Origin of the sequence: Komagataeibacter xylinus, assembly GCF_004302915.1 — a bacterium.
GTDB classification, from domain to species: domain Bacteria; phylum Pseudomonadota; class Alphaproteobacteria; order Acetobacterales; family Acetobacteraceae; genus Komagataeibacter; species Komagataeibacter xylinus_C.
Genome location: NZ_QQBI01000012.1, coordinates 1 through 26,929 on the forward strand (window position 1 = coordinate 1; position 26,929 = coordinate 26,929).

Below are 26,929 nucleotides of genomic sequence, written 5' to 3' on the forward strand. Positions count from 1 at the left end.
AAAATTTCTTTTGTGCAAAACAGACTTTTTCATAATCTAACCCGATGTACAACCCTTCTGTGAGATTTCCGCGTCGAAGCGCTCAGGAAGGGCGATATCGATGGCTGGATGTCGATTTATGCCACGGATGCCGTCCATGAGTTTCCATTTGCGCCTGAAGGCATGCCGACCAGCCTGACGGGACGGGAGAATATTGCCGCATACATGCGGCGTCTGCCGTCATTCATTCGCTTCGGTTCACTGAGCGATGTGCGCGTACGTGAAATCGGCGAAGAACTAATCGTGGAAGCGGTAGGCCACCATAACCGGATTTCTGACGGGGTCCCCTGCGAGATTACCTATGTATGGTTCATCACACGACGTAACGGCAAGGTGACGTTGATCCGGGATTACATGAACCCGATCCAGCTACAGCGTATCGCGGCGTCCTGACGCACACACGGTTATGAAGGTAAACACTCAGATAGATGCCCTTCCGCTTTCCCGGCCAATCTGAACTGGGGCCGGACATTCATCTCGGATCGTTAATGCGTGCGATGATCCCGAACGGTAGTGGAGCTATCGTTAATGTCGGATCCTACGCATGCTTTCAGACATTTCCATCGATCGCAGCGTATGCCGCATCGAAGGGTGCCCTTGCCCAGTTCACCCGGACACTCGCAGTGGAAGCCATTGGTCATGGGATCCGTGTGAATGCAGTGGGCGCGGGAGATACCGTAACCAATATTCTCAATCATATTCATGCAGACGGCCCATCAGCCCTTGCGGACTATGGCAAACACGCTCCTATCGGACGGGCTGCTCAGCCAGAGGAGATCGCCAGGGTGATTGCCTTTCTCGCATCCGACGAGGCCAGCTTCATGGTCGGGTCGATCGCAATGGCAGATGGTGGGAAAAGCGTAATCCTTCCTGCCTGATCAGATCATTTTCATTTCCGGTCCTATTTTTGCTCGTCATGGCTATGTCTGCCTTGCGGAACGGGCTGTGAACGAGCGATGGTTGTGGCGCTGCCATGACGTCTCTGTCCCATAATGCCTCCTTCCACTCACGTAAAAATATCACCCCATCAAATGCCAGGACTAAACAGGTTGGTAGTCGGAGCTAGAAACCCGCAATACCGCCGAGCGTCCCGGGTTCTATCCGCACATCCGCAGCGGGGGCGTGGCGGCCAGCAGGACGTCGAACATCGGCTGTGCCTCGGGGCCGGTTTTCTCGCCTTTGTGGGCCAAGGTGGCCTGTCGCATCGCGGCGACAGCGGTAACGTCCTGGGGCAGAAGAGGCTGGATGATCGTCATGAACCATCTCCCTGACCGGTGCGTGGGGTCGGCGTTCAGCCGTTCGCCCACTGGGTGGTGGCGTCCTTTACGAACGCGGCATAAGAGCGCGGGGCGTGACCGAGCAACTTCGTCAGGTGCGCGATGTCGCCTGCCGTCGCGACCGCCCCATCGGTCTGGTAGCGGGTGAACATCAGGCGCAGATCGAGGGCGTGCCAGGCCGGCAGCATGGTCTTCATGCGTTGTTCCATCACACCGAGATCATCGCCGCCGTAGCGGATGGAGCGGCCGAGCGCAGCGCTCCAGATGGCGGCGATGCCTTCGCCGGTCAGGCCATCCGGACCGACCAGCGCATAGGTCTCGCGGCCGAGCGGTGCCACGGCCTGCTCCCGGCGAACCAGTTCGATCGCGGCGGCCTCGCCAATGTCGCGGATATCGACCATCGAAACGCCCCTGGCGCCGATCGGCGCGCCGTACGCACCGAATTTCAGCAGCGGATCCTTCTGGCGCAGGTCATTCTGGATGAAATAGGCCGGGCGCAGGATAGTCGCAGGCAGGTCGAGCGCCTCGATCATCCGCTCGACCGTGTGCTTGCCGGCGAAATGCGGCACGTCGGCGTAGGCCTCGCCCATGAACACCGACAGATAGACGATGCCCTTGACGCCGGCCTCGCGCGCGACCGTCAGGGCCAGCATGGCCTGGGTCAGTTCATCGGCGACGTTCGGGGCCAACAGGAACAATGTGCTGACGCCTTCGAGCGCGGCCCGGACCGAGTCGACATCGGCGAGATCGCCGCGGACCGGTGTCACGCCGGAGGGAAGCTGAGCTTTCTCGGGCGAGCGGGTCAGGGCGCGGACCTCGAGATTCCGCCCCTGTAGATGGGCCAGGACCTGGGACCCGATGGTCCCCGTGCTGCCAGTCACCAGAATAGTCATTGTGAACACTCCTGAAAATATTGCGTCTCGAAGAGAAAGATATCCATTCCAATCGAGAATATGAGACGGCATTTTTGAGACGACGTGTCTCAATATCGGAACAGCGCGATGAACCTCGAAGCCCTCTCCAACTTCAATCTGGTCGCTGCCCATGCGCGGTTGAACTGGCACTTGAAGACGGCGTGGCGACCAAGACCCATGTTCTCAATACGCTTCATCGCCTGATCGATGCCAAGAGAACCGTGGTTCCCCGGCTTGATGCCCCACAGGCCCTGGTGCTCGAACACGAACCGTGCGCCGATACAGGGCGATATGACATCCTGCGAAGGGACAGCCGCCATGCGTCATGATCCTGCCGCTGCTTCACTTGTCGTCATGCTCCGTGGATTGCGGATGTATGGCATGTCCCAGGCCACGGCTGATCTCATAGAGCAGGGCGCACCCGCCTTCGAGGCGGCCATCCCCATCCTCTCGCAGCTTCTGAAGGCGGAACTGGCCGAACGCGAAGTGCGCTCCATCGCCTACCAGACAAAGACCGCCCGGTTCCCCGCCTATAAAGACCTGTCCGGGTTCTCCTTTGCCAATACGCAGGTCAACGAGCCCATGATCCGCCAGTTCCATAGCGGGGACTTCATCGAGCGTGCTGAGAATGTCGTGCTGATCGGTGGCCCGGGAACCGGGAAAAACCCACCTAGCGACCGCGCTGGCCATCCAGGCGATTACCCATCACCGCAAGAAGGCGCGCTTCTGGTCAACGGTCGACCTGGTCAATGCGCTCGAACAGGAAAAGACCGCCAACCGGGCCGGGCAGATTGCCGACAGGCTGCTCCGCCTGGATCTCGTGATCCTTGATGAACTCGGTTATCTCCCTTTCAGTGCGTCTGGCGGCGCCCTGCTGTTCCATCTGCTCAGCCGCCTCTACGAGCGCACCAGTGTCATCATCACAACCAATCTGAGCTTCAGTGAATGGGGAGACGTCTTTGGTGACCCGAAGATGACAACGGCGCTTCTCGATCGGCTGACTCATCACTGTCATATCCTCGAGACAGGAAATGACAGCTACAGGTTCCGCGCCAGCACCGCCGCGTCAAAAAACAGAAAGGACAGACCCCCTTCCTGACCGCCCGACTATGCCTGAAATAGCATCTGGCTGGGTCAATTCCTGATGAAAAACCCGGGTCAGTTCTCACTGAAAATCAACATTTTGATGTCCTGCAGGATATTACGGGGCAGGACTGATACGATACGGTCCAGATGCGGCCGGGGCCCGGTGGCGAATTATACCGCCATTGGCCCGCAAGAGGCCGCACTCATGCCTTTGACTGCCTGAACATCCAGTCGCGTGCGGCCCTGATGTAGAAGAACTTGCGTGCCGAGCCCATGTGGTCAACTCCGTCAAATGTCAGGAACGTGACATTGGCGTCTTTTGCAAGGTAGCCGTTGACCTGATCCGTCAGCTTCTGCTGATGATCAACAGGAAAGATAAGGGCAGGATCAAGCTGTTCTTTCGGGCGCACCACGGTGCCACCGGCCTTTTCCCATACCGGCATGCATTTCTCGTTCCATGGCGTCGCCTTGTCATCTTCCGAACCGGTAATGATCAGGATCTTCTGTCTGGCAAGGGGCACGACATCGGCTGGCCGCTGCTGGCCCGCGATGATCAGCCCGGCGGCAAAGATTTCCGGATGTCTGGCCATCAGCCACAGCGATGTCATGGCCCCCATGGACCAGCCGGTGCAGTAAACCCGTTTCGGGTCGATTTTCAGGACCTTGTCACGTCGGTCTGCCCGGTTGGGGTTGCCATAATTCCATGTGTTGCCAAGCAGGGATTCAACCAGCCGGTAGGTGTTCTCCACGTCTGATGTATGTTCCCAGTAATCGTTCATGGTCGTGCGCTCGTAGCGCGGGGTAATGACCACGCATTCATGCCGGTCCTGTTCTTCGGGCAGGCTCCAGATACTGGCAATACACTGTTCGGTCAGCGTCTGGGCGCAGGTGCCATCCGGGCTGGTGCCGGAATGTGTAACGGCCAGAACGAGGGGATAGGCCCGGTTTTCGCCGCCTTCGGCCAGAAAGGATTTCGGCAGGTATATGCTGTATTCCAGCCATGTGGAACGCGTATCGTCCCACCACCAGTGATTCTGCTCCCACGCATCAACCCCACGGATCACGACCCGGTTGCCGTGATGCCCCGTGTTGCTCCATACGGTCTTGCTGGCTGCATAGACCACGCCGCCCATGGTTCTGACGCCCTTGTCCTGTGTCAGCGTAACCCGGTCGCTATCGGTGGTGGGCAGGCTGAGGTCCGGGTCATGAGTGAACTCGGCGATGGCATACCGACCGGGAACATTTTTGCGGTCAGGGCGAAGCGCCGGGGCGTCATTGGTATAAATGGCCGCGACAGGGCGCGGTCTTGCTTTCGCCGTCGTGTCATTCTTGTCGGGTTCCTGCGGCATGCCGGCAAAGAACCCGCTGGCGGCAGGAAAAACAGCCGCCGTGTAGGTATCCGGCGCCAGACTGGCCGGGTCAATCGCGACATCGTATTCCACTGCGATGCCATAAACCTTCTCCCCTCCACCGGTGACCTCGCACAGGGCGCAGATACCCTGAAGGCCCGGATTGGCAGGCTTGTGGGGACCAGGGCCATCCTGACCATCCGGCCCACCGGACGATGCCGCCATGAAACCGTGCCCGCCCCCTGCGGCATGGGCCTGCCGGGCACCGGCGCCCATGGCGGCGGCAACACCTGCAAACATGGCGCCGCTCGCCACGAAATTGCGTCTTGATACATCGGTCATGGGTCTGTTCTCCGATCAGGGGCTGATATGATTATGAAAATACCGTCAGCATTATAAAATGACTTGATAAATCACGGCGCACGCATATTGCCTTCCTTATTCCCGCGCATGCTTTTCAAGGAAGGAGGGAACCAGCGGGTTATCGCGCTGGAGGGAATTCTTGCTGGGCAGTTGCGACACGTCCCATCCGCCACCAAGGTCGGCAATCAGCTTCACGCTGGCCAGCAGGCGGTTTTCCTGAATCTGCAGGGCACTTTCCTGATCCCCCAGCGCGGTCTGCTGGGTGGTGATGACCGTGGTGTAGATGGCGGTGCCAAAACGGTATTCATTCATCGCCACATCAACCGCCTTGACTGCCGCACGCACGGCGGCATCCTGCTGGCTGGCCTGGTGTTCAAGAATACGCAGGCTGGAAAGCTGGTCTTCCGTATCCTGCAGGGCGGTCAGCACGGTCTGGCGATAGGTGGCAACCGCGTTGTCATAATCGGCATTGGCTTCCTGCACCGCTGCTGTTCGTGCGCCGCCTTCGAACAGGGTCTCGCTTCCCGCTGCCCCCAGTGACCATATCCGGTTGGCGACCTGGATCAGCGACTGGACCGGATTGCCGCTGTAGCCATAGGCAGCGGACAGGGTGACATCAGGGTAGAAGGCGGCAATCGCGGCTCCGATTTCCGCATTATATTCCTCCATCGCGCGCTCGGCCGCGGCAATATCGGGGCGACGTTGCAGCAGCGTTGCCGGAAGGCCGACCGGCACGGCCGGAATGGCCGCAGGCATGGCGGCGCGCGCAATGGTCAGATCGGCGGGCGCGCGGCCCACCAGCACCGCAATTGCATGCTCATATTCCGACCGCGCCACATCCGTTGCGGTCGCACTGGCGCGGGTCTGGTCCAGTTCGGTTTCGGCCTGCAGTTCGTCGCCTGCGTTCAGTGTACCGCCTTCGTGCTGGTTGCGGATGATTTCAAGATTATGCGCATACAGCGCTGCCGAGCGGTCCAGCAGCGACTTGAGGGATTCCTCATAGCGCATTTCAAAATAGTCCTGCGCCAGCTGCGACTGGTACGACAGGCGGGCATTGGCAATATCGGCGGCACTGGCCTGTGCGGCGGTCACCTGTTCCTGTATCTGGCGGCGGATCTTGCCCCACAGATCCAGATCCCAGTCGGCACTGAGTTGGGCCGCATAGGTATTGCGCGTGGAACCAGTGCTGTAGGTGGTGCCGCTGGTTGACGTCGCAGTACTGCCCTGACTATTGCGCGCAAAGCTCAGGTCGCCGGAAAGCGTTGGGTAAAGGCTGGCTTTTGCCGCGTTCACCAGGGCGCGCGCCTTGCGGTACTGGGCTTCGTATTCCTTCAGGTTCTGGTTGGACAACGCCACCTGGTCTTCAAGCGCGTTCAGGGTGGGGTCATTATAGACCAGCCACCATTTGCCCTTTGGTATTGCCGCCATATCTGGCTGGCTGACGGTCCAGCCGGGGGCGGGCTGCAGTTCCTTGAACCGGGCCGAGATGACGGGCGCGGGATGTTTATAGCGCGGGCCAACCATAAGGCAGCCTGACAGCGTGAGCGCCGCCAGCAGGACCGTCGTGCCGCGCAGGGCCGTGTGCAGACGGGCGGAAAGGGAAGAAGAATACGGCATGGAACTGTCCTGATACGTCATCATGCTCATGAGGAGCGGGCAGGGCGCACGGCGCGCGCAATGGCATGGAAAAAGGCGGGAAGGCGACGGCGCCCCCACTGGCCCAGACGGTCGAGATACAGATACACGACCGGTGTCGTGTAAAGCGTCAGGATCTGGCTGAACAGCAGCCCCCCCATGATCGCGATACCCAGCGGGCGGCGCAGTTCGGCTCCGTAGCCGTTGCCCACAACAAGCGGCAGCGCGCCCATGGCGGCGGCAATGGTCGTCATCATGATCGGGCGGAAGCGCAGCAGGCAGGCGGTATGGATGGCGTCCTGTGCAGGGCGGTTGTGGTTGCGTTCCTCGGTAATGGCGAAATCCACCAGCATGATGGCGTTCTTCTTCACGATCCCGATCAGCAGGATCAGTCCGATCAGCGCAATCAGGTCAAACTCCTGCCCCAGCAGGTACAGCGCCAGCAACGCCCCCACACCAGCAGAGGGCAGGGTGGAGAGAATGGTCAGCGGATGGACATAGCTTTCATACAGGATGCCCAGCACCAGATAGACAGCACCCAGTGCCGCCACGATCAGCAGCGGTTCGTTGCTCGCCGAACTCTGGAACTGGGCGGCGGTGCCGGCAAAATGCCCGTGCACGCTTGCCGGCACCTGCAGCCGGGCGGTTTCCTCATTGATGATCCGCGTGGCATCGGACATGGAGGCACCGGACGCCAGATTGAACGACAGCGTGGCCGCCAGCGACTGCCCCTGATGGTTCACACTGAGCGGCATGGTGGCGGACTGCATGCTGGACACGACCGAAAGCGGCACCATCGTCTCTGCCGTAGACGACACGGCCGACCCGCTGGAGGCCCCGCTGCCGCCCGCAAGGCTGTTCTGGATCTGGTTGGCAAAGGACTGGCTGCTGAGCGAGGATGAGGTGGTGGACGTGGTGGAGGCGGACGTCACCTTGATCGTATTGCTCTGCGTGCTGCCGCTGGCGGTGCCCCCTGATGTGCTGACCCATACCTGCTGCAGGATGTCGGCATTGTCCCAGTATTTCGGCAGGACGTTCATCACGACGCGGTACTGGTTCAGCGGATTGTAGATGACCGAGGCCGCGCGCTGGCCAAAGGCGTCATAGATCGTGTTGGAGATCAGTTGCGGGGTCAGGTTCGTCCGCCCCGATACGTCACGGTTGATCATGACATTGGTGGAAAGCCCGCCCTGCTGCACGTCCGATGAGACATCGCGCAGTTCAGCATGCTTCTGCAGTGCCGCCTGCAGGCGGGGAATCCAGTGGTACAGCGTCGCCGCGTCATCGCTTTGCAATGTGTACTGATAGGCCCCGTTGGCCTGCCGCCCGCCTGAGGGCAGGAGGCTGGGCAGCATGGCAATGAACTGCCCGCCCACCAGATCATGCGTGCGGTGGGTCAGGTCGGCCAGTGTCTGGCTGATGGTGGTCCTGCGCTTTGCCTTGTCGATCAGGTCAATGAAGATATTGGCCTGGTTGCTGGAATTGCGGCCACCAACAAAGCCGGTCACGCCGGAGACCTGACCGTTCTCCAGAATGTTCTTTTCCACCTGATCGACCTTCGCCAGCATCTCATCAAAGGAGGTGGCCTGATCGGCTACGAGATGCGCCATCATCATGCCGGTGTCCTCGGTCGGGAACAGGCCCTTGGGCATGAACACGAACAGCACGCCCATCATCCCGATGGTTACAGGCAGCGAAAGCAGCACCAGCCTGCGATGGCGCAGTGCCGTGGCCAGTGAGCGGCCATAGGCATTTTCCACATAAGCAAAGCCGCGTTCCATCCGCACGGAAAGGCGGGACCAGAAATTGGGCTTTCTGTCAGCCCGCGCTTCCCCCGATGGCAGGATCCGCGCGCACATCATGGGTGTAAGCGTGAGCGAGAGCACCATGGAGACGAGTACCGTCACCGAAATAGTCACGGCGAATTCATGCAACAGGCTGCCCATCAGCCCCCCCAGCATGAGAATGGGCAGGAACACCGCCACCAGCGAGATGGAAACCGACAGCACGGTAAAGGCTACTTCCTGCGCGCCCTGCAGCACCGCATCGGCGCGGCTCGCCCCCTGTTCCATATGGCGGCTGATGTTTTCGATCACCACAATGGCGTCATCCACCACGAAGCCCGTCGCAATGGTCAGCGCCATGAGCGAGAGACTGTCGAGCGAATAGCTCATGAGCTTCATCACGCCAAACGTCGTGACCAGCGATGCGGGAATGACCAGGGCCGGCACGATGGTCGTGCGCGGCGAACGCAGGAACACCAGCACCACGCCCACCACCAGCAGCACCGACAGGACCAGCGTGCTCTTGGTATCGGTCAGGGCGGCCTGGATGGTGGCGGAGCGGTCCATGCCGACATGCAGCTCCACATCGGCAGGCAGGGCGGCCTTCAGGGTCGGGAACTGCGCCTTGATCTGGTTGATGGTCTGGACCACGTTGGCCCCCGCACGCGGGAAGACAATGGCCAGAACGGCAGGCTTGCGGTTAAAAAAGCCACCATTTTCAACATTTTCCACCCCGTCAGTCACCTGTGCCACGTCCTCCAGCCGTACAGGACGCATGCTGCGATAGGCCACGATCAGACCCTTGAGGTCCTTTGCGCCATGAACCTGATCGTTGGTCTGCAAAATCAGGCGCTGCCTGCCACGATTGAGGAACCCCTTGGGTGTATTGGCATTGGCGGAGGACAGGGCAGCACGGATATCCTCGAATCCGATGCCGTATTTGAACAGGGCGAGAGGATTGAGTTCCACCCGCACGGCAGGCAGCGCCGCCCCCCCCAGCAGAAGCTGCCCCACGCCACTGATCTGGGACAGATGCTGTTCAAGCACATTGGTTGCCACGTCATAGACCTGCGCTGGCGTTCTGGTGTCCGATGTGAGGGCAAGGACCATGACCGGCATGCCGGCGGTATTGGCTTCGACATAGGTCGGGTTCTGCCGCAGGGTGGCGGGCAGGTCCGCACGGGCAGCCACGATGGCCGCCTGCACGTCACGCGCGGCGCTGTTGATGTCGCGGGAGGTATCGAACTGCAGGGCGATGCTGACCTGTCCGGTGACGGATTGCGATGTCATCTCGCTCAGCCCGGCAATGGTGCCCAGATGCCGCTCCAGCGGTTCGGCAATCGTGCTGGCAATCTGCTCGGGCGTGCCACCGGCCTGCTGCGCCTGCACCTGAATGACCGGCAGGTCAACATTGGGCAGATCGGATACAGGCAGCAGCCAGTAGCCGATGGCGCCGGCAATCATCATGCCGATCACGATAAGCGTGGTGCCGATCGGACGCTTTATGCACAGGGCGACGATCGACATCTCAGCGTGCCTCCCCTGACGGCGTGGGTGGCGCGGACGTATGGCGGGCGCGGAAGGCAGCAAAGCGCAGGCGCACCCGCTCCATGAACAGGTAGATGACCGGCGTGGTGAACAGGGTCAGCAACTGGCTTACGGCCAGACCACCCACAATGGCGTAACCCAGCGGGCGGCGCAGTTCCGATCCCGTGCCACTACCGATCACCATGGGAATGGCGCCCAGCATGGCGGCCAGCGTGGTCATCAGGATCGGACGGAAGCGCAGTCGGGCGGCACGGGTTATGGACTGCACGGAATCCATGCCTTCCAGCCGTTCGGCCTCCAGCGCGAAATCGATCATCATGATGGCGTTTTTCTTCACGATGCCGATCAGCAGGACGATCCCGATCACCCCCATCACATCCAGCCCGGACCCCGATACCCACAGCACCAGCAGCGCGCCAATGGCGGCCGAGGGCAGGGTGGACAGGATGGTCAGCGGGTGGATGAAGCTCTCATACAGGACCCCCAGCACGATATAGACCGCAACAAGGGCCGCCAGTATCAGCCAGGCCTCGTTGCTCATGCTGCCCGCAAACACGGCGGCCGTGCCCTGAAAGGATGTCTGCATGGTGGCGGGCAGATGCAGCGACTGCTCCACCCGCGTGATGGCATCCGTCGCAGCACCGAGCGAATACCCAGGTGCGACGTTGAATGAAATGGTCGATGCAGGAAACTGCGCCACATGGGTAATCAGCAGCGGCGCGGTGGATGCCGTCATGCGGGTGACCATGCTCATCGGCACCAGGCCGGAGGAGGGATCACGGGTCGGGCCGGACGTACTTGTGGCCCCGCTGCCGCTGGCGGCCAGGTACAACCTGTCCAGTGCCTCGGGCGTGGTCTGCAGCGTGGGGTCGGCTTCCAGAATCACGCGATACTGGTTGGACTGGGTATAGATGGTGGAAATCTGGCGCTGGCCAAAGGAATCATAGAGCAGGTTGTCCACCGTTTCCGGCGTGATGGAAAAACGCGCCCCCGTAGCCCGGTCCAGTGTCACGGTCGCGGCCAGCCCCTGCGCCTGCAGGTCGGATGTGACATCGGCCAGGGCCGGTTCCCTGCGTAGGGCATCGATCAGGCGCGGCACCCATGTGGACAGGCGGCTGCTGTCGGAATCCGCCACCAGAAACTGGTACTGGGTGGCCGATACGTTGGTGTTCAATGTCAGGTCCTGCACCGGCTGCAGGTAAAGCTGGGTTCCGGCTATGGCGGCTGTCTCGCGCTGGATGCGCTGGGCCACCTTCGCCGCCGAAAGGCTGCGCCTGTCATGCGGCGTCAGGTTGATTTCAAAACGCCCGCGGTTAAGCGTGGTGTTGTCCCCATCCACCCCAATATAGGAGGACAGGCTGACAACATCCGCATCCTTCGCAATCGCTGCTCCCAGTTGCTGCTGAAGGTCACGCATTGCGTCGAACGAAATGGAGGCATCCATGACCGATACGCCCTGGATGACGCCGGTATCCTGCTCGGGAAACAGCCCCTTGGGAATGACCACGACCAGCAGTCCGGTCAGCGCCAGCGTTGCCACGAACACGGCAAGAGTTGCGCGCTGGTGGCGCAGCACGCGCGTCAGCCCCCGGTCATAGGCATCGATAACCCGGACAATCAGCCGGTCGGTCGCTTGCGCCCAGCGCGGCTTGGTGGTGGCATGCGCCTTGTCCTTGAGCAGGCGCGCACACATCATCGGCACCAGCGTAAGCGAGACCACGGCGGACAGGATGATGGTCACCGCCAGCGTCACCGCGAATTCATAGAACAGCCGCCCGATCACATCGCCCATGAACAGGAGCGGGATCAGCACGGCGATGAGCGAGATGGTGAGCGAGACGATGGTAAAGCCAATCTCGCCCGCGCCCTCCAGCGCCGCGGTCATCCGGTCGCGGCCCATTTCGATATAACGGGCGATGTTCTCGATCATGACAATCGCATCATCCACCACGAAGCCGGTGGAGATGGTGAGCGACATGAGCGAGAGGTTGTCGAGCGAGAACCCCATCATATCCATCACCGCCAGCGTGCCGATAATGGACAGCGGCACGGACAGCGCCGGGATGACGGTGGCCGACGGGTCATGCAGGAACACGAAGATCACGCCCACAACCAGCGCCAGCGCCAGACCCAGTTCGAATTCCACATCCGCCACCGAGGCCCGGATGGTGGTGGTCCGGTCAGTCAGCGGCGTGATGGTGACGCCACCGGGCATGTCCTGCTGCAGTGATGGCAGCGTGGCCTTGATGGCATTGACGGTGTTGATGATGTTGGCCGAAGGCTGGCGGCGGATGTTCAGGATGATGGCCGGGGTCTGGTTCGACCATCCGGCAAGCTGGGTATCTTCCGCCCCTTCCACCACCGTTGCGATGTCACGCAGCCGGACAGGCCCCTGACTGGTGTCGGACCAGCCCACGACCTGATTGAGCAGCTGGTCAGTGCTGGAAATCTGGCTGTCGATATGGATGGTGCGGTTCAGCTTCTTGCCATTGAAGCTGCCGGTGGGGGAATTGACGTTCACGTTGCCGATCGTGGTACGCAGCGTATCCAGATCGATCCCCAGCGCGGTGGCCTTGGGCACATTCACACGGACGCGGTAAGCCTTCTTGTTACCACCGGACAGGGAAACTTCACCCACGCCCGAAATCTCGCTGATTTTCTGCTGCAGGCGTGTCGTCACGTAATCCTGCACTTCAGGCAGGGACAGGGTGGTGGACGTGACCCCCAGGATCATGATGGGCGTATCAGCCGGATTGACCTTGGAATAGATGGGCGGCGCGGGCAGGGCGGTTGGCAGCAGGGAATTGGCGGCGTTGATGGCTTCCTGCACCTCCTGCTCGGCTACATCCAGCGACGTGGTCAGCCCGAAGCGCAGCGTGATGACCGACGCCCCGGCCGAGGACTGGGATGTCATCTGGTCCAGCCCCGCCATTTCGCCCATCTGCCCTTCCAGCGGCGCGGTGACGGAGGTCATCATCACATCCGCGCTGGCGCCGGGGTAGAAGGTGCGGACCACGATGGTGGGATAATCCACTTCCGGCAGGGCGGAAATCGGCAGGAACCGATAACCGATCAGACCCGCCAGCATCAACGCGAACATGAGCAGCGTGGTGGCGACGGGCCGCTGTATGAAAAGACGCGAGAGATTCATTATCCCCCCTGCGTCGTGATGGCGGGGATGGTGACTTTTGTCCCTGCGTGCAGGCGGTCGATGCCCGATGTTACCACCTGCTCATCCGCCTTCAGGCCGGATGTGACAACGACCGTATCCCCCTGGCTGACACCGGTTTTGACCAGACGCACGGCCACGGTGCTGTCAGGCTGCACCACATACACAAATGAACCATTGGGACCGGACTGGATGGCGCTGGTGGGGGCAAGCAGCACGTCATGTTCGGTATCAACCAGCAGGTGGGCATTGACGAACTGGTTGGGGAACAGGTCCTCGTCCCTGTTGGGGAACAGGGCACGCAGCCGGACCGTGCCGGTCGATGTATCGATCTGGCTGTCCAGGCTGCTGACCGCGCCATCGGTCAGTTTTGTGGTGTCCGTGCTGTCCCATGCCTCGACCGGTAGCGTCTTTGCAGTACGCAGCCGTTTCCAGACCATGCCCAGCTTGTCCTGTGGCAGGGTGAAGATGACCGAGATCGGCTGCATCTGCGTCAGGACCGCAAGGCCGCCGGATTGGGCCGCAGTCACGTAATTGCCCCGATCCACCACACGGATGCCGACACGGCCGCTGACCGGTGCGGTTATGTGGCAGTATTCAATGTCCAGCCTGTAGGTATCGACCAGCCCCTGATCGGCTTCCACCGTGCCTTCAAGCTGCTTGACCTTGTACTGCTGGTCCTGTGCCGTCTGGGTATCGATACTGTCGCGTTTGAGCAGCTTCTGGTACCGGACATTATCCATCCGCGCCTCGTCAAGCTGGGCCTGATCGGCCGCCAGCTGCCCGGAATACTGCTTCAGTTCCGCCTCGTAGGGGCGCGGGTCGATCACCGCCAGCAGGTCGCCCTCATGCACTTCCTGCCCTTCGGTAAAGAGCACCTGTGTCAGATAGCCTTCCACGCGGTTCTGCACGGTTACGTTGGTGACGGGGATGACCGTACCCAGTTCGCTCAGCACGACCGGCATATCGCCCGTCCTGATGGTTGCCACGGATACCGGAATATCCGCATCCACCGTTTTCGTGGCCGCCTGCGCGCCATGCAGCGGATGCAGGCCGGTCAGGAACAGTGCTGCCAGCAGGCTTGCGCGGCTCAGGCCGCAATGCCTGGTCCGTGCCTGGTTCCTGCGCGCTGAAACGGCATCCTGCACCACATGGCACGAGAGGCCGCCAGGCATGGTTGCAGGAAAAGGAAAATCGTGAACAGGCTGCATTTTCTACGGTCCGTCTCTGTACTGGCGGGGCCTCAATGGGTTGCCTGCGTATTGCCGTGCGCCTGCGCCGCCGTGTGCAGGTCAAGTGGCAGGGCAATGCGCACCAGCAACCCGTGTGGCTGGTTTGAATGGAAGGTCAGGCTGCCACGATGGCGCTGTACGATGTCATGGATGATCGACAGGCCCAGCCCCAGGCCGCCGTCCGGGCTGCGGGCAGGGTCCAGACGGGCAAAGGGCAGCAGCACGACATCGTGCATTTCAGGCGGAATGCCAGGACCGTTATCGGCAACCTCGATAATGGCTTCATGACCGCTCCGTCGTGTATCGACGCGCACTTCGCTGCCGAATTTGCAGGCATTGTCGATCAGGTTATTGACCATGCGGGCCACGGCCACGGGCTGGCACAGACAGGTCAGGCCCAGGTCGCCCTGACAGATCACGTTCCGGCCGATCGCCTCGAATTCCGCGCAGACACTTTCCACCAGCGCGCCGATATCGACCCGTTCGGCCGGTTCCATGTCACCCTGGCCCTTCAGGAAGGACAGCGCCCCGTTCAGCATGCGGTTCATGAGCCACAGGTCGTTGTGCAGGGCCGAAGGGGAGGCGTCGGCCCCCCCCATTTCAATCCGCATGGACAGGCGCGTCAGTGGCGTGCGCAGGTCATGACCGATTGCCATGAGCATGCGGGTACGCTCCTCGGCCGCGGCGGCAATGCGGGCCTGCATGCGGTTGAAGGCACGCGCGACGCGGCGCAGTTCCACCGGTCCCTGTTCGATCAGGGGTTCGGGCGTAATGTCGTAGCCAAAGGTTTCGGCCTTGTCCGCCAGCACTTTCAGCGGGCGGTTGATGCGCCACAGGCTCCATAGCGACAGGGTGCCCATGATGACCAGCATCGACAGGAACGATACGATCAGCGGCAGCGTCGCGCGCATGAGTTGGGGCAGATGATGATTGATCCCGTTATGGGCGGTAATGAAAATCCCTTCACGGGGCATATCGATATGGGTGGACGTCATGCCGCTGGAATCCGCAGCGCAGGTCGAGGCAATCATGACGACGTTCTGGTTGCCCGCCCGTGCCTGAAGGATACGACGCAGCAGGATCGAGAAATGTTCGGTCGGGATATGCGTACAAGCGAAGGGAGTGGTGGTACGAAACGAAACGTCCGGTGTTGACATACCCTGCGCAATGGCCTCGCGTATTTCGGGCGGACTTGCACGTAACGCATCAATCGCGGTTTCAAAGGCCAGTGCGTTTGGCCATGGCCCTTCAGGTAGCGGCGGCACGGTCGGACGCAACGCGAACACAAGGAAGGCAACAACAAAAATGGTGACCATCATGCTGGAAATCACGATTGCGGCCATCTGCCCGTAAACGGTGCGGGGCAGCAGGGAAAACCGGGTTTTCATCAGTCGGCTGCTCCCTCATGCGGAACGGCCGGACCGGGGTCGAACACATAACCATCGCCGCGCACCGTCCGCAGCATCTCAAGCTGGCGGCCACCATGGGCCAGCTTGCGCCGCAGGCGGCTGACCAGCAGGTCGATGGTGCGTTCTTCAACCGCTCCCGGTGCATTATAGAGCAGTTCAATGATCCGCTGCCTGCTCAGGAGTTCTCCCGCATGGTTCCATAACAGCAGCAGAAGATCGGTTTCAGCGCCGGTCAGCGTCATGCGCACGCCCTCGGTGCTATAGAGTGCGCGTTTTTCCGGCATAAAGATCCAGTTTCCGAACCTGCAGCCCGGCTGTAAACCCGATGTAGGATAAGCAGGGGGATTGGATGGACGACGCAGCACGGCCCGAATGCGGGCTGCCAGTTCACCCAGATCAAAGGGTTTGCTGATGTAGTCATCCGCGCCCAGGTCAAGACCCGCAATACGCTCACGGACATCGGCAAGCGCCGTAACCATGATAATGGGGATGGCACTCCGCTTACGGATCAGGCGGCAGATGGCATGGCCACTTTCCTGCGGCAGCATGAGATCAAGCAGGACAATATCAGGCGTGCGCCCCGCGAGGATGGCCAGCACCTCCGCCGCCGTCATGGCGGACGCGACCTCATAACCCTGCTGTGACAGGAAACGTGTCAGCAGGTTGCGGATATCCATGTCGTCTTCCACAACAAGAACGAAATTCTGTCCTTTGCCCACAGGGGCACCATCCGTTCCCTGCCTGTCCGGAAAATCATGGCCTGACCGCCCCGTTATCAATCTGAAACTCCGCACGGCTACATTCGCGTTCATTCGATGCCGTGAAGTATAATAAAGCTCTGATTCCAGCCTAGAAAATAAAAAGGCAGCGGGGTGTTTATTTCAAAAATGATAAAAAGCGATTGTGATATTAAAATAAAATTCATCGCCCGCTTGGCCGGTATAATGCCACGCGCTGTATACGTTAAACAGACTTCGATCTCCTGGAATTTTTCTGTATGTATCGAGAGTAATTGATATCCTGTGGTATATTATTGTAACAGGAACGATCATATCCGTTACAAAAAAGATTTATCCCTGCATATAGAGGTGTCTAGGGCGTGTCGTCAGTTAATTCCGATGATGGCGGAGACGAGTTGTACTGCTGCGAAGAATGTTGACTTCAGCTTGTCGTAGCGTGTTGCAATGCCCCTGAACTGCTTCAGCCTGGCGAAGAAGCGTTCAATGATGTTTCTGTTTTTGTAGAGCCGGAAGCTGATTTTCCGTGGATCGCGTCGGTTTTTCCTTGAAGGGATAACCGCTGTGATCTGCCGTGCTTCAAGCGTTTCAATGAGCGGGTCGGCGTCATAAGCCTTGTCAGCGATAAAGGCTTTGGGATCGACCTCATCCAGCAGGGGTTCTGCTTCCGTGATGTCCGCTCTCTGCCCGGGCGTCAGGGACAGGGCGACCGCCTTTCCTGCGGCATCGATAATGGCGTGGATTTTCGAAGTCAGTCCGCCACGGGACCGCCCGATGGCCTGATCCACGCCCTTTTTTTACGGGCACCCGCACTGTGCTGGTGAGCCTGGACAATCGTGCTGTCGATCATCATGTAGTCGTTGTCGCAATTGGCGGCCAGATGCTGGAAAATCCGTTCGATTACGCCGCCTTCGCACCAGCGACGCAGACGTCTGTGAACATTCTTCCAATCCCCGAACCGCGCTGGCAGGTCACGCCAAGGAATGCCTGCGCGGTAGCGATACAGCACGGCTTTCACAAACAGACGGTTATCGGCGGCCGTTCCGCCGACATGACCTTCACGACCCGGGAGAAGATCTTTTATCCGTTCCCACTGGCTGTCACTCAGGCCATATCGTCGCATTCATTCTCTCCCTGAAAACAGAGAGAAAACATCACAGATCAAGCGGGAGTACAAGCCTCATAGCGCCAGATGCTAACTGACGACACGCCCTAGGTTGCCGTGCCCGGATGAGGTGTCGCTGTCACACAGCGCCCAATACGCCGATTGTGTTCTCCCGCAAATCGGTGTCGGCCAACCGCACGCCCAGTTAGGCTGCCGACAGCCCCGGCATGATGCCCGGCATTCAAATCATCCAATGCACGCTGTACCAGATAAGGGAATAGAGTCTGGTTCGTCACGGCATAGCCATCGTATGGCGCGGTGGTCAGCGCATCGATCTTCCATTGCTGCGATCTGGATTGCGGACATGAATGTATGGGCACATCTGACAGATCTGGTCCGCTTCGCCAATCTGCTGAATATCAGAGATCATGCGGTACCGCGTTACGGTGCAAAGCCGTGAGTTCTATGCTGCAGGGATAAGTTCTGGGGCTGGCATAGGTCTCATATGCAAATACGTCCTGCGGATATTATTTATCGATAACCTTGCGCACACCTTCCCCCAACAGGTTAAAACCCAGAACCGCAAGCGTGATCGTAAGGCCAGGAAAGAGAGAGGGCAGGATGTCTATGCCCAGATAGCTGCGGCCGTCGCTCATCATGGCACCCCATTCTGGTGTGGCGGGCGCAACGCCCAGCCCAAGGAAAGACAGGCTCGATGCCGCCAGGATCACCGATCCGGCTGTAAGCGTGGATTGCACAAGTATCGGTCCCAGGGCGTTGCGCATGACATGCACGTACAGGATCCGCCATGTTCCAGCCCCCAGCGTGCGGGCGGCTTCCACATATTCCGCGCGTTGCAGGGCCTGCGTCAGGTTATGCGCCAGACGGACATAAACGGGTATGGAAAATACGGAGATCGCCAGAAGCATGTTGAAAAAACCCGGCCCCAGCAGGCTCAGGATCAGCAGCGCCAGCACGATACCGGGAAAGGCGAAGATGATATCGACAACCCACATGACCGCCTGCTCCACATATCCCCCCACCAGCGCAGCCAGCATGCCCGCCAGCGTGCCCATGGCACACGAAACAAGGATGCAGATGCAGACCTCGGCCAGGGAATAGCGCGTGCCATAGACGATCCGGCTGAAAATATCACGCCCGAACGCATCCGTGCCGAACGGGTGCGCTGCTGACATGGGCTGAAACGTGGCATACAGATCCTGTGCCAGCGGGTCAGCCGGGCTGATGAGCGGGGCAAGGAGCGCGCCAAGCACCATAAATGTAATCAGCACCACCCCCGCCAGCAACGAAAGCGGCAGGCGCGCGATCAGGGTGCGAAATGAACCGGTCATGGCAGCTTGTCCTTCAGCTATGCCGTGCCTGGGGATCGATCCGGGAAATGACGATGTCGGCCACAAGGTTGACCAGTATGACCGACAGCACCGCAACCAGTGTCACGCCCTCAATCACGGGATAATCGCGCCAGCGCACGGCCTCGATCATCAGGTGGCCAAGGCCGGGCCAGCCAAAGACCGTCTCGGTCACCACCGCCCCGCCAATGACACTGCCAAGGTTCATGCCAATCACGGTCACGACCGGGGGCAGGGCATTGGGCAGGGCATGACGCAGGCACAGGCGCATGAGGCCCACACCCCTGGCGCGGGCGGTGCGGATGTAATCACGTGACAGTACGGCAAGCATGCTGGCACGTGTCATGCGGCCGATCAGGGCCATGGGCATCAGCGCCAGGGTCAGCGATGGCATGAGCAGGCTGGACCATGAATGCGCGCCCATAAGGGGCAATAACCCAAGGCGGACGGAAAACAGCTCCATCAACAGCAGCGCGAACCAGAAATTGGGCACCGATGCCAGCACAATCGTCATGCCCATGAAGATCCTGTCCCATATGCCATCCTCGAACATCGCGGCGGCCAGACCACCGGGAATGCCAAAACACAGGGCAAGGGCATAGGCGCTCAGCCCCAGCAGCAGCGTATAGGGAAAATGATGGGCAATTTCCTGCCCCACGGGCTGCCGCGATTCAATGGAAATGCCAAGATCACCAACCAGCGCACCCCGCATGAACGTGCCATATTGCCGCAGGGCCGGGCGGTCGAGCCCAAGGCTGTGATGCACGGCATCAACCGTGTCCTGCGTTGCGGCGGTTCCGGCCAGCATGCGCGCCGGATCGCCCGGCAGGTGGCGGACCGCGACAAAAACCGCGAACGAGACCACCACCATCACGACCGGCAGCATCAGCACCCTGTTGATGAGGCGCGCGTTCATGGATGCGGCTGCCGGTTACGGGTGACATGCGTGATGTCCAGCGCCCCATCCGGCCGCACCACCAGCCCGGATATGTCCGCACGCATGCCAACCAGCGTATCACGGGTATAGATCAGCACCGCAGGCGCATCGTGCATGATCATCTCCTGTATCTGTGCATAGATGGCTTTTCGTTTGTCCTCGGATGGTTCCACGGCCCCGGCATTGATCAGCGCATCCACGCCCGGATCATGGAAAAAGCCGAGATTTGCCCCCGCAGGTGCGGCGGATGCCCCATGGAACAGGGGGCGAAGCTGCATGTCCGGTATGAACCCCGATGACCATGACGCCAGCACGCCATCGAGTTGCAGCGCTGCCTTCTGTGCGGGATCGGCGAATGCCTCGGATGCATAGACGCCGCCCTCCAGCCGTGAAATCTGCAGGGTGATGCCGGATTTCTTCCACATGTCCTGCAAGGCCTCGGCAAGGGGTTCGTCCATGTCCTGCACGGCAAGGCTGAACGTGATGCCCGATGGCGATCCGGCTTCGGCCAGCAGGGCGCGCGCACGCTGCGGGTCGTATTGCGGATCGGGCGCATAACTGACGAAATAGGGGGAAACCGGCTGCAGCGGGGATCGGGCGGGTTGCCCCCTGTCGCGCAGCAGGGCATGGACCAGTGCCTGCCGGTCGGTCGCGTAATTCAGCGCCTGCCTGATGCGCCTGTCTGCCCCTGCGTGCCGGTCCATGTTGATGGCGATCCAGTACAGTGGCCCATTGGGGTCATCATGGATCACGAAGCGTGGATCGCTTTCCATCCGCCGGGCATAAAGCGCTGGCAGGTCACCTACGATATCGGTGTCACCTGTATGCAGCGCCATATCCATGACCGATGGCTCCGCCGACCATATCCAGCGCACGCTGGCCAGGTCCGGTGGCGTGCCCCAGTAATCCGGGTTGCGCGCCTGCCTGACATATTCCGAGCTTTTCCATTCATCAAACCGGAACGGCCCGGTTCCGTCTGCATGCCGCGCCAGGGAGGCGCCCGCATAGGGCGATGTCACGCAGGCCTGGCTGAAGGAAAGCAGCAGCAGGAAATCAGGGTAGGGGCGGCGCAGGGAAAAACGCACCGTCATGTCATCATCCGTGGTCGTGACCGTATCGACCACGGCCCTGAAGCGGCTGCTGCCCGCCAATGGGGCGTTCATGTCCAGCAGGCGGCGGAAACTGTGCACGACGCCTGCTGCCGTCATGGTGTGGCCGTCATGGAATTTGACATTGCGGCGCAGGACAAAGTCCCACGTCGTGCCCTGCGGGTCATGGCGCCACGAGACCGCCAGCAGGGGATGGATCGTGCGATCCGCATCGGCGCGCACCAGTCCTTCATACATCGCGCTCAGGATGGAAGAGGTATCGGTCGCCATCTGGTCCGCGGGGTCCATGCTGCGCGGGGGCTCGGGCTGCATGATGGTCAACGCCCCTGCGGCCCCGGCGCCTGCATGGGCCGGGGCCGCCATCGCGCCGGTACAGGCGATGAGCGCGGTCAGCAGCACAGGGAGGCGGCAATGGCAGTGCATGGGGGCACGATCACCATATTGTTTCGATCTGTTTTTACTTATATCACATAAAAAACTTTCTTGACGACCAAAAGGTCAATCAATGATATAAATTGATCTTTACCCGTAACGGAGGCGCGCGTGTCCTGCCGGTCGCATGTGCAGTTGCTACGCCTGCTTAACCAGTGCGGTCCCCTCAGCCGCGCGGAACTCATCCGTATGTCCGGGCTGAGCAAGGGGGCCGTCTCCATGGTGACGGCAGACCTGCTCGCCCACGGCCTGATCGAGACACGCGATACCGTGTATGGCGGCGGACGGCCGTCAATACGGCTGGGCATTGCCGCCGACAGCGCGTTCTTTGTCGGTATTTCGCTGGCGGACCGTCCGGTCATGGTGCTGGGAGACCTGCACGGCATGATACTGGACCGTTACGATATGGAACTGCCCGACCAGGTGATGGAAATCGGGGCCCATGTGCACCGCCTGATTGCCAGGATCGCACCCGAAGGCTCGCGCCAGGCGCAGCGCCTGCGCGGCATCGGCCTTGCCGTATCGGGTCTGGTGGATGAACAGGGCGGCATATGCGTGCGCTCCACCCTGACGGGGTGGGAGAATGCGCCGGTCGGCCCGCTGGTTACGCAGGCCTGCGGGCTGCCAGCCTATGTCGAGAATGACGCTAATGCCCTGACAGTCGCGCAATACAGGTTTGGCCCCATGCGGGAGGCGGCCTCCTTCAGCCTCATTTCCGTCGGGCAGGGAATCGGGTGCGGGCACATGTTCGGCGGCGAACTGTTTCGCGGGTTTCGCGGTGGCGCGGGGGAGATCGCCCACGCTACCGCAGAGCCGGGCGGCCTGCCGTGCCTGTGCGGCAAGACCGGCTGCCTGGATACCGTAGCCTCCATGGCGGCCATCTCCCATCTGGCCACAAGGGCAGGGCTGCCGGGGGAACTGGAGCCGCTGGAGCAGCTTGCGGCCCAGGGCAACCTTGGCGCGGTCGAGCTGCTGCACCGCGCGGGCAGTGCCCTGGGCCTGATGATCGCGCAGATGGTGCAGGTCATGGACCCGCAGCACGTGCTTGTCGTGCGCCAGGGCGGGGGGCTGGAGGGCCTGTTCGCGCGCGCGATGCGGCAGGCGGCGGAGGGTAACATCCTGCCGCAGCTTGCACCGCGCCCCCAAATCATGACCCACGATGTCACGGCCGATTCATGGGCATTTGGCGCCGCCAGTGTTGCGGCCGACCGTTCGCTGTTCCGCCAATTCTGATATGAGGGAAACAGGATATGCGTATTGCCGTAGGTGGCATTCATATCGAATGCAGTACTTATAATCTGGTGCCGACCCGGATGGAGGATTTCCGGGTCCTGCGGGGTGAAGCCCTGCTGCAGGCGCCCTATTTTGCGTTCCTGTCCGACTATCTGGCGCAGTTCATCCCGACCCTGCATGCCCGCGCCATTCCCGGCGGCCCTGTCACGGCGGAAACCTATCGCGCATTGCGTGATGCGTTCCTTGACCGGCTGCGCGCGGCGGGGCCGCTTGATGGCGTGTACCTGTCCATGCATGGCGCGATGTATGTGCAGGGCATGGAAGACGCCGAAGGCGACTGGATCTGCGCCACCCGCGCCGTCGTGGGGGAGGATGTGCCCATTTCCGTCAGCTATGACCTGCATGGCAACGTGACGCAGCGCATCATCGATGCCATCGACATGTTTTCGACCTATCGCACCGCACCGCATATCGATGTGGAGGAAACGATGCGCCGGGCGGTTACGATGCTGGTGCGCTGCCTGACGCAGGGCATACGGCCCCATGTCGTGTGGGCGCCGGTGCCGGTCGTGCTGCCGGGGGAGAAGACCAGCACCGAGGACGAACCTGCGCGCAGCCTGTATGCCCGCCTGCCGGAAGTGGACCGGCGCGCGGGGATCTGGGATGCCTCGCTCATGGTGGGGTATGTATGGGCGGACGAGCCGCGCGCGACCGCGGCTGCGGTCATGACGGGAACGGATGCGGCGGCATTGCACGCGGCGGCGGTGGAAATGGCCACGGCTTACTGGGAGGCACGCACGCAGTTCCGGTTCGGCTGCTGGACCGGCAGTATCGGACAAACGCTTGAGCGGGCGCTGCAGGCCACGGGCAGGCCCGTGATCGTTGCGGATTCAGGCGATAATCCGACAGGTGGCGGCGTTGGGGACAGGATCGACGTGCTGCGCGCGCTGATCGAACGTGGCGCACAGGATGTGATCGTGGCGGGCATCGCCGACCCGCAGGCAACCCGCGCGGCCTGTGCCGCCGGCGTGGGCGCACGCGTCACGCTGCCGGTGGGCGGTGCGCTTGATGCGGCGGATACGACCCCGATCAGCGTAACGGGAGAGGTCCGGTTCATCCTTGATGATCCGCACGAGCGCGAACGCCAGGCGGTTATCGACGTGGGGGGAATTCATGTCGTCGTGGCCGCGCGGCGCAGGCCCTACCATAACATTGCCGATTTCACGGTGCTGGGGCTTGATCCGCACCGGGCGCGGATGGTGGTGGTGAAGTCCGGCTACCTTTCCCCACAGCTCGCCCCGATCGCCAGTCCCGCGCTGATGGCGCTTTCTCCCGGGGCGGTGGACCAGCACGTGACCCGGCTGGCGCGGGTGCACAAGGCGCGGCCGACCTTTCCGTTCGACACGGCCTTTACATGGTCGCCGCGCGTCTGTCCCTCGGCACGAAAAGGGCGCTGACAGATGGCGGCGTCATGTCCTGCCCTTGTGGTCGAAGGGCTGAACATCCATTTCCATACGCGGCGTGGCGTCGTGCATGCGGTGGATGACGTGACGTTCGATATCGCCCCCGGTGAGATCGTGGCGCTGGTAGGCGAATCAGGTTCGGGCAAAAGCGTGACCAGCCTGTCGATCATGGGGCTTTTGCCGCGTATCGGCCATATTGCTGGCGGGCGGCTTGTGTTCCAGCCTGCAGGCCATGCCCCCGTTGACCTTGCAACCGCACCGGAGAAGGTGCTGCGCAAGATACGCGGCGGCGGGATCGGAATGATCTTCCAGGAGCCCATGACCTCGCTCAACCCTGCCATGACGGTGGGCGAACAGATTGCCGAGGCCCTGGTCCTGCACCATCAGGCAGACAGGCGGGCTGCCCTGGCGCGAGCGGCCGACCTGCTGGCGGCGGTGGGGATTGCCAGGCCGCGGGAGCGGGTGGGCAGTTATCCGCACCAGATGTCGGGCGGCATGCGCCAGCGCGTCATGATTGCCATCGCCATTGCCTGCCGTCCCGCGCTGCTGATTGCCGATGAGCCGACCACGGCCCTTGATGTCACGACACAGGCGCAGATACTCGAAATCCTGCAGCGACTGCGTCGTGATACCGGCATGGCGATCCTGTTCATCACGCACAACCTGTCGTTGGTGGAGGCATTCGCTGACCGCATCATGGTCATGTATGCCGGGCAGGTGGTCGAATGCGGGAACGCGCGCGATGTGATGACGGCCCCACGCCACCCCTATACCAAGGCATTGCTGGACTGCCTGCCGGTCCGCCATCTTGGCAGGCCGGGGGATGGCGCACCGCCCGAACTGCCCACGATACCGGGCCATCCGCCAGATCTGGCCCATCGCCCGGCGGGCTGCGCTTATGCCATGCGGTGTGACAGGGCGCATGACGCCTGCCGCACCGGACATCCCGACCTGCAGATGGCCGATGCCGCGCACGGCCATGCCACCCGCTGCATCGCCTGGCGCGAGATGAGCGTGGCGGCGGGAGCATGAGCGCTTTCCCCTTGCTGTCGGTTCGTGACCTGGGCGTGACATTCCATGCGCCACGCACCCTGCTGGGCCGCCGCGCCAGAAATGTTCAGGCACTGGACAAAATATCGTTCGATATCCATGCGGGCGAGATAGTCGGAATCCTTGGTGAATCCGGCTCCGGCAAGACTACGGTCGGGCGGTGCATGGTCCGCCTGCAACAGCCTACGACAGGGCATGTCAGTTTTGAGGGACGCGACATTCAGGCCCTGTCAGGGGCGGATCCGGGGTGGTACTGCCGCCAGGTGCAGATGATTTTCCAGGACCCCGCCGCCAGCCTGAACCCGCGCCTGCGGGTGCGCGACATCGTGGCGGAGGGATTGGATATCCACCGCATCGGCACGCGTGAAAGCCGCCGCGAGGCCGTCATCGACCTGCTGGCCTCGGTCGGCCTTGGCGCGGATGCGCTGATGCGGTTCGCGCATGAGTTTTCCGGCGGGCAGCGCCAGCGCATCGGCATTGCCCGGGCACTGGCGGTTGGTCCACGGCTGATCGTGGCCGATGAGCCCGTCTCGGCGCTGGATGTTTCGGTGCAGGCGAAAGTCATCAACCTGCTGCGTGGCCTGCGTGAACGGCTGGGCCTGGCGATGGCGTTCATCTCGCACGACCTGCCTGCGGTCATGTTCCTGTGTGACCGTGTTGTCATCATGTATCTGGGCCGTGTGATGGAAATTGCCCCGACAGGAGCATTCCGTACGCAGCCCTTTCACCCGTATTCACGCACCCTGCTGGCCCTGGCTCCAGGGCTGCGGCACGGTGGGGAAGGGCGTATTCCCCCAACGCCTGACCATGCCACGGCAGCGCCGGACCTGCACCATGGGTGCGCGTTCCGTAACCGCTGCCCCCACGCCGTGGCGGCATGCGCCACCGTGGTGCCCCCCTTGCAGCAGGTCACGCCCCAGCGGTGGGTTGCCTGCCTGAGACCGGAGATATTTCATGACGCGTGTTGAAATCTGCGTGGAAACCCCGCAGGGCATTGCCGCGGCCAATGCGGCCGGGGCTGACCGGATTGAATTGTGCGCCTCGCTTGGCGTCGGGGGGCTTACGCCGAGTGCCGGGCTGATGCGTTGCGCAGCACGGGGCCATGTGCCGACCCTGGCCATGATCCGCCCCCGTGCCGGGTCGTTCATATTCGACGGCGATGAGGCTGCCGTCATGATCGATGACATACATGCCGCACGGGAAGCGGGGCTGAAAGGGGTGGTGCTGGGCGCGATCACGCCCGATGGGCATCTTGATCGTGATCTCCTGCTGCGCCTGTCCGGTCAGTGCGCGGGCATGGAGCGGACCCTGCACCGCGTGTTCGATCTGGTGCGTGACCCGGCCGAGGCGCTGGAGTTTGCAATAGAGGCAGGGTTTACCCGCATCCTTACCTCGGGGCAGTGCCCCACCGCGGTGCAGGGGCAGGCATGTCTGGCGCGCCTGAACGCACAGGCGGCGGGCCGTATTGTCATTCTGGCAGGCAGTGGCGTGAATGCGGGCAATGCTGGTGCGCTGATCCGGGCAACAGGCGTGGGCGAAGTCCATGCCTCCTGCCGGCGGAGCGTGCAGCTTGCGGCGGATGATGCCGGGTTTGGCTTTGGTCCGATGCCGGGCCTGACCGATCCTGATGCCATCCGTGCCCTTGTGGCAGCCGCACGCGGGGCGCAGAGTAGGGCATAGACCCTGTG

General features: G+C 61.6%; 19 protein-coding genes and 3 pseudogenes. 9 read left to right on the forward strand and 13 right to left on the reverse strand.

Features of this window, described 5'->3' with window-relative positions; translation table 11 throughout:
- Positions 1-84: 84 nt before the first annotated feature.
- Positions 85-432 (forward strand): annotated as a pseudogene (locus tag DV027_RS08985) (nuclear transport factor 2 family protein); the annotation flags it as partial.
- 35 nt (positions 433-467) lie between these two features.
- Positions 468-917, forward strand: a complete 450-nt coding sequence (locus tag DV027_RS08990; protein ID WP_130731481.1) for an SDR family oxidoreductase — start codon at positions 468-470, stop codon at positions 915-917.
- Positions 918-1,136: 219 nt separating this feature from the next.
- On the opposite strand, the gene DV027_RS08995 is transcribed toward DV027_RS08990, so the two are convergent.
- Both DV027_RS08995 and DV027_RS09000 read right to left on the reverse strand, forming a co-directional pair.
- Entirely contained in the window at positions 1,137-1,295 is a 159-nt protein-coding gene (locus DV027_RS08995) for a hypothetical protein (protein ID WP_207303456.1), read from the reverse strand.
- A 35-nt stretch (positions 1,296-1,330) separates the two neighbouring features.
- Complete coding sequence (locus DV027_RS09000) at positions 1,331-2,209, reverse strand: NmrA/HSCARG family protein (protein WP_130731482.1); 879 nt, start codon at positions 2,207-2,209, stop codon at positions 1,331-1,333.
- A 149-nt stretch (positions 2,210-2,358) separates the two neighbouring features.
- Between DV027_RS09000 and DV027_RS09005 the strand changes: the two are divergent.
- A pseudogene (locus DV027_RS09005) lies at positions 2,359-2,559 on the forward strand (IS21 family transposase); the annotation flags it as partial.
- Positions 2,549-3,329 (forward strand): annotated as a pseudogene (istB, locus tag DV027_RS09010) (IS21-like element helper ATPase IstB). The pseudogenes DV027_RS09005 and istB, both read left to right, overlap by 11 nt.
- Before the next feature lie 190 nt (positions 3,330-3,519).
- On the opposite strand, the gene DV027_RS09015 reads toward istB, so the two are convergent.
- From DV027_RS09015 to DV027_RS09065, 11 genes are all read right to left on the reverse strand, one after another.
- Positions 3,520-5,007, reverse strand: a complete 1,488-nt coding sequence (locus DV027_RS09015) for a prolyl oligopeptidase family serine peptidase (RefSeq protein WP_207303457.1) — start codon at positions 5,005-5,007, stop codon at positions 3,520-3,522.
- Positions 5,008-5,103: 96 nt separating this feature from the next.
- Positions 5,104-6,645 (reverse strand): efflux transporter outer membrane subunit, encoded by a 1,542-nt coding sequence (locus DV027_RS09020; RefSeq protein ID WP_130731483.1) that lies wholly within the window; start codon positions 6,643-6,645, stop codon positions 5,104-5,106.
- Between the two features lie 26 nt (positions 6,646-6,671).
- Positions 6,672-9,974 carry an efflux RND transporter permease subunit gene (locus tag DV027_RS09025; RefSeq protein ID WP_130731484.1) on the reverse strand — a complete coding sequence of 1,101 codons (3,303 nt, stop codon included), beginning with the start codon at positions 9,972-9,974 and terminating at the stop codon, positions 6,672-6,674.
- Between the two features lies 1 nt (position 9,975).
- A complete protein-coding gene (locus tag DV027_RS09030; RefSeq protein WP_130731485.1) occupies positions 9,976-13,146 on the reverse strand; it encodes an efflux RND transporter permease subunit in 3,171 nt (1,056 codons plus the stop codon).
- Positions 13,146-14,375, reverse strand: a complete 1,230-nt coding sequence (locus DV027_RS09035) for an MdtA/MuxA family multidrug efflux RND transporter periplasmic adaptor subunit (protein ID WP_242621815.1) — start codon at positions 14,373-14,375, stop codon at positions 13,146-13,148. The genes DV027_RS09030 and DV027_RS09035 overlap by 1 nt, the downstream gene beginning before the upstream one ends.
- 32 nt (positions 14,376-14,407) lie before the next feature.
- Positions 14,408-15,784: an ATP-binding protein gene (locus tag DV027_RS09040; protein WP_130731486.1), complete on the reverse strand. Its 1,377-nt coding sequence runs from the start codon at positions 15,782-15,784 to the stop codon at positions 14,408-14,410.
- A complete protein-coding gene (locus tag DV027_RS09045; RefSeq protein WP_242621816.1) occupies positions 15,784-16,524 on the reverse strand; it encodes a response regulator transcription factor in 741 nt (246 codons plus the stop codon). The genes DV027_RS09040 and DV027_RS09045 overlap by 1 nt, the downstream gene beginning before the upstream one ends.
- A 386-nt stretch (positions 16,525-16,910) precedes the next feature.
- Positions 16,911-17,665, reverse strand: a protein-coding gene (locus DV027_RS09050; protein ID WP_130731488.1) for an IS5 family transposase whose coding sequence is annotated in 2 segments (ribosomal slippage) — positions 16,911-17,335 and positions 17,335-17,665 — 756 coding nt in all. Because the reading frame shifts where the segments join, the coding sequence is not laid out codon by codon here.
- 509 nt (positions 17,666-18,174) lie between these two features.
- Positions 18,175-18,999: an ABC transporter permease gene (locus DV027_RS09055; RefSeq protein WP_130731489.1), complete on the reverse strand. Its 825-nt coding sequence runs from the start codon at positions 18,997-18,999 to the stop codon at positions 18,175-18,177.
- 13 nt (positions 19,000-19,012) lie between these two features.
- Entirely contained in the window at positions 19,013-19,933 is a 921-nt protein-coding gene (locus tag DV027_RS09060; protein WP_130731490.1) for an ABC transporter permease, read from the reverse strand.
- Positions 19,930-21,486: an ABC transporter substrate-binding protein gene (locus DV027_RS09065; protein ID WP_130731491.1), complete on the reverse strand. Its 1,557-nt coding sequence runs from the start codon at positions 21,484-21,486 to the stop codon at positions 19,930-19,932. Before DV027_RS09065 ends, DV027_RS09060 begins: the two co-directional genes overlap by 4 nt.
- A 120-nt stretch (positions 21,487-21,606) precedes the next feature.
- On the opposite strand from DV027_RS09065, the gene DV027_RS09070 reads away from it, so the two are divergent.
- From DV027_RS09070 to DV027_RS09090, 5 genes are read left to right on the forward strand one after another with little or no spacing between them, the layout of a single operon-like run.
- Entirely contained in the window at positions 21,607-22,728 is a 1,122-nt protein-coding gene (locus DV027_RS09070; protein WP_130731492.1) for an ROK family transcriptional regulator, read from the forward strand.
- A 17-nt stretch (positions 22,729-22,745) separates the two neighbouring features.
- Positions 22,746-24,185, forward strand: a complete 1,440-nt coding sequence (locus tag DV027_RS09075) for a M81 family metallopeptidase (RefSeq protein WP_130731493.1) — start codon at positions 22,746-22,748, stop codon at positions 24,183-24,185.
- A 3-nt stretch (positions 24,186-24,188) separates the two neighbouring features.
- Complete coding sequence (locus DV027_RS09080; RefSeq protein ID WP_130731494.1) at positions 24,189-25,223, forward strand: ABC transporter ATP-binding protein; 1,035 nt, start codon at positions 24,189-24,191, stop codon at positions 25,221-25,223.
- The gene (locus tag DV027_RS09085; protein WP_130731495.1) at positions 25,220-26,209 is read left to right on the forward strand and encodes an ABC transporter ATP-binding protein; all 990 of its coding nucleotides are present in this window, start codon (positions 25,220-25,222) and stop codon (positions 26,207-26,209) included. Before DV027_RS09080 ends, DV027_RS09085 begins: the two co-directional genes overlap by 4 nt.
- A complete protein-coding gene (locus DV027_RS09090; RefSeq protein WP_130731496.1) occupies positions 26,196-26,921 on the forward strand; it encodes a copper homeostasis protein CutC in 726 nt (241 codons plus the stop codon). The genes DV027_RS09085 and DV027_RS09090 overlap by 14 nt, the downstream gene beginning before the upstream one ends.
- The last annotated feature ends 8 nt before the right edge of the window (positions 26,922-26,929 follow it).

Coding starts and splice junctions, on each gene's coding strand:
- DV027_RS09075 (WP_130731493.1), top strand. CDS start 22,746: ATGCGTATTGCCGTAGGTGGCATTCATATCGAATGCAGTACTTATAAT.
- DV027_RS09015 (WP_207303457.1), bottom strand. CDS start 5,007: ATGACCGATGTATCAAGACGCAATTTCGTGGCGAGCGGCGCCATGTTT.
- DV027_RS09000 (WP_130731482.1), bottom strand. CDS start 2,209: ATGACTATTCTGGTGACTGGCAGCACGGGGACCATCGGGTCCCAGGTC.
- DV027_RS09055 (WP_130731489.1), bottom strand. CDS start 18,999: ATGACCGGTTCATTTCGCACCCTGATCGCGCGCCTGCCGCTTTCGTTG.
- DV027_RS09080 (WP_130731494.1), top strand. CDS start 24,189: ATGGCGGCGTCATGTCCTGCCCTTGTGGTCGAAGGGCTGAACATCCAT.
- DV027_RS09090 (WP_130731496.1), top strand. CDS start 26,196: ATGACGCGTGTTGAAATCTGCGTGGAAACCCCGCAGGGCATTGCCGCG.
- DV027_RS09020 (WP_130731483.1), bottom strand. CDS start 6,645: ATGCCGTATTCTTCTTCCCTTTCCGCCCGTCTGCACACGGCCCTGCGC.
- DV027_RS09065 (WP_130731491.1), bottom strand. CDS start 21,486: ATGCACTGCCATTGCCGCCTCCCTGTGCTGCTGACCGCGCTCATCGCC.
- DV027_RS09040 (WP_130731486.1), bottom strand. CDS start 15,784: ATGAAAACCCGGTTTTCCCTGCTGCCCCGCACCGTTTACGGGCAGATG.
- DV027_RS09035 (WP_242621815.1), bottom strand. CDS start 14,375: ATGCAGCCTGTTCACGATTTTCCTTTTCCTGCAACCATGCCTGGCGGC.
- DV027_RS09025 (WP_130731484.1), bottom strand. CDS start 9,974: ATGTCGATCGTCGCCCTGTGCATAAAGCGTCCGATCGGCACCACGCTT.
- DV027_RS09030 (WP_130731485.1), bottom strand. CDS start 13,146: ATGAATCTCTCGCGTCTTTTCATACAGCGGCCCGTCGCCACCACGCTG.
- DV027_RS09085 (WP_130731495.1), top strand. CDS start 25,220: ATGAGCGCTTTCCCCTTGCTGTCGGTTCGTGACCTGGGCGTGACATTC.
- DV027_RS08995 (WP_207303456.1), bottom strand. CDS start 1,295: ATGACGATCATCCAGCCTCTTCTGCCCCAGGACGTTACCGCTGTCGCC.
- DV027_RS09060 (WP_130731490.1), bottom strand. CDS start 19,933: ATGAACGCGCGCCTCATCAACAGGGTGCTGATGCTGCCGGTCGTGATG.
- DV027_RS08990 (WP_130731481.1), top strand. CDS start 468: ATGCCCTTCCGCTTTCCCGGCCAATCTGAACTGGGGCCGGACATTCAT.